The sequence below is a fragment of the Caulobacter sp. B11 genome, from assembly GCF_002737765.1.
GTDB lineage: Bacteria > Pseudomonadota > Alphaproteobacteria > Caulobacterales > Caulobacteraceae > Caulobacter.
In genome coordinates this window covers 1-2,651 of record NZ_PEGG01000344.1, presented here as the reverse complement: position 1 = coordinate 2,651, position 2,651 = coordinate 1, and the positions used below count along the sequence as shown (strand labels likewise).

The window sequence follows — 2,651 nt, the reverse complement described above, 5'->3', positions numbered from 1 at the left end:
CGCCTGCCCCTCGTTCCGCCCGCGAACCGCGGTCGGCGGATATGGTTTATTGCGCGTAAGCTTTTGATTCATCAGACTTTTATGAATCTGATCTAGGCTTCTCGAAACACACAGCGTTCAGGGAGAACGTCGTGATCCTTCACCGTCCTGCAGGCCCGCATGGGTTCCCGCCGCCTTCCGGGCAAGGCCATGGCGACGCTTCAGGGGCAGCCGATGATCATCCGACAGCTCGAGCGCCTGCGCGGCGCCCGCTGCCAGAGCCGGATCATCGTCGCCACCAGCGCCGATCCCGATGACGACGCCCTGGCCGGCCTGGTGGTGTCGCGCGGCTTCGCGGTGCATCGCGGCGCGGGCCACCGACATTCTGGCCCGCATCGCCCAGCTGCGCCGAGACCGCGACCTCGGTCAGCCACGTGGTCCGCATCAAGGGCGACGCGCCGTTCGTCGATCCCGGCCTGGTCGACGAAGCCGTTCGTCTGGCCCTGGCCAGCGGCGCCGACTACACCTCCAACCGGGTCAAGCGCACCTATCCGGCCGGCATGGAGGTCGAGGTGATCTCGGTCGGGGCCCTGCGCCGCTCGGCCGCCGACGCCCGTGATCCCGAAGCGCGGATCTCGCCCACCGCCGCCCTTCGCGCCCAGCCCGATCGCTTCAGCCACGCCCATCTTTTGGCCCGGCGCGACTGGTCGCATCTGGACTGGCGGGTCAAGACCGCCGCCGACCTGGCCTTCGCCCGCTCGATCTATGACGCCCTGCATCCCGTCGATCCGGGCTTCTGCATGAACGACGTGCTGGACCTGGTCGAGAGCCACCAGGACCTGGCCCGCTTCGCGGCCTGAACCATCGCCGCCAAAAAGGAAAGGGCCGCGCTGACCGCGCGGCCCTTTGTCGTTCCGGAGGGGCCCGGAGCCTGCCTAGTTCGTCCAGGCCCCGTAGGGATCGATCGAGACCTTGCCCAGGGCCTGGGCCACGGCCGGATGGGTCAGCTCGCCGGCCAGGACGTTGAGACCGCGGGCCAGGTGGACATTGGTCTTCAGCGCGTCCAGGCCATGATCGGCCAGCGCTAGGCCGAAGGGCAGGGTGGCGTTGCCCAGGGCCTCGGACGAGGTGCGTGGCGCGGCGCCCGGCATGTTGGCCACGCAATAGTGCACGACGCCGTCGACGGTGTAGGTCGGGTCGGCGTGGGTGGTCGGCTTGCTGGTCTCGAAACAGCCGCCCTGGTCGATCGAGACGTCGACCAGAACCGAGCCCGGCTTCATCTGCTTGAGGTGCTCGCGGCGCACCAGCTTGGGCGCGGCGGCCCCGGCGGTCAGCACAGCGCCGATGATCACGTCGGCTTTCAGGATCTCTTCCTCGACCGCCGCGAAGGTCGAATAGCGGGTCAGGATGCGGCCCTGATAGAGGTCGTCCAGCTCGCGCATGCGCGGGATCGAGCGTTCCAGCACCACCACCTCGGCGCCCAGGCCGGCGGCCATGCGGGCGGCGTTGGAGCCGACCACGCCGCCGCCCAGCACGACCACGCGGGCCGGGGCCACGCCGGGCACGCCGCAGAGCAGCAGGCCCATGCCGCCATTGTGCTTGAGCAGGGTCTCGGCGGCCGAGAACACGGCGATGCGGCCGGCCACTTCCGACATCGGGGCCAGCAGCGGCAGGCCGCCCTTGGCGTCGGTGACGGTCTCATAGGCGATGGCCGCGCAGCCGCTGTTCAGCAGGCCTTCGGTCTGGGCCGGATCGGGGGCCAGGTGCAGGTAGGTGAACAGGATGTGGCGGGGCGTCAGGCGCTCCCACTCGACCTTCTGGGGCTCCTTGACCTTGATGATCATCTCGGCCCCGGCGAACACCGCGTCGGCGTCCGGCGCCAGGGTCGCGCCCGCCTTGACATAGGCGTCATCGGCATAGCCGGCGCCCAGGCCCGCGCCCGTCTGCACCAGCACCGTGTGGCCGTGGCCGACATATTCGCGGACGGCGGTGGGGGTCAGGCCGACCCGGTGCTCGCCCGGTTTGATCTCGGAAGGAACGCCGACGCGCATGATGTTTCCTCGCAATATTATTATCGCGACGGTTTACGCCTCCAGCCTCGCAGGTTCCTTGGCTATTTTGACCGTGGCAAACCGTGTTATGCAAGAATCCTGCGTTCGGAGCGCGTGATATGAAGAAATCCACGGTAGAGCTCGACTCCTTCGATCGAAAGATCCTCCAGCTGCTGCAAAGGCGGGGTCGGGCCAGCTATGTCGAGATGGCCGAGGCGGCCAATCTCTCGGAGTCGGCCTGCCTGAGGCGGGTCCGGGCCCTGGAGGAGTCCGGCGTCATCGGGCGCTACGCCGCCGTGATCGACGAGCGGGCCGTGGGCCTGCCGCTCAGCGTCTTCGTCACCGTCACCCTGTCGTCGCAGTCCGAGGCGGCCCTGACCAGTTTCGAAAAGGCCATCGCCGGGGTTCGCGAGGTGGCCGAGTGCTATCTGATGACCGGCGGCTCGGACTATCTGCTGCGGCTGGTCGTCCGCGACGTCGATGACCTCGAGCGCGTCCACGCCCAGGAACTGACGCGGATTCCCGGGGTGGTGCGGGTCAGTTCCAGCATCGCCATGCGCACCGTGGTCAAACGTGTCGAATTGCCGCTGTAGCGTCAGCGTGAAAGTTGCCAAGCCTTAA

The 2,651-nt window shown here is 68.0% G+C and carries 2 protein-coding genes and 1 pseudogene; 2 read left to right on the top strand and 1 reads right to left on the bottom strand.

Features of this window, described 5'->3' with window-relative positions; all coding sequences use genetic code 11:
* Window positions 1-159 precede the first annotated feature (159 nt).
* Window positions 160-839: pseudogene (locus CSW58_RS12425) on the top strand (glycosyltransferase family protein).
* A gap of 75 nt (window positions 840-914) precedes the next feature.
* Here the strand turns inward: CSW58_RS12425 and ald are convergent.
* Window positions 915-2,030: an alanine dehydrogenase gene (gene ald, locus CSW58_RS12420; RefSeq protein ID WP_099447494.1), complete on the bottom strand. Its 1,116-nt coding sequence runs from the start codon at window positions 2,028-2,030 to the stop codon at window positions 915-917.
* Between the two features lie 119 nt (window positions 2,031-2,149).
* Between ald and CSW58_RS12415 the strand changes: the two genes are divergently transcribed.
* A complete protein-coding gene (locus CSW58_RS12415; RefSeq protein WP_099447493.1) occupies window positions 2,150-2,623 on the top strand; it encodes an Lrp/AsnC family transcriptional regulator in 474 nt (157 codons plus the stop codon).
* Window positions 2,624-2,651: the final 28 nt, after the last annotated feature.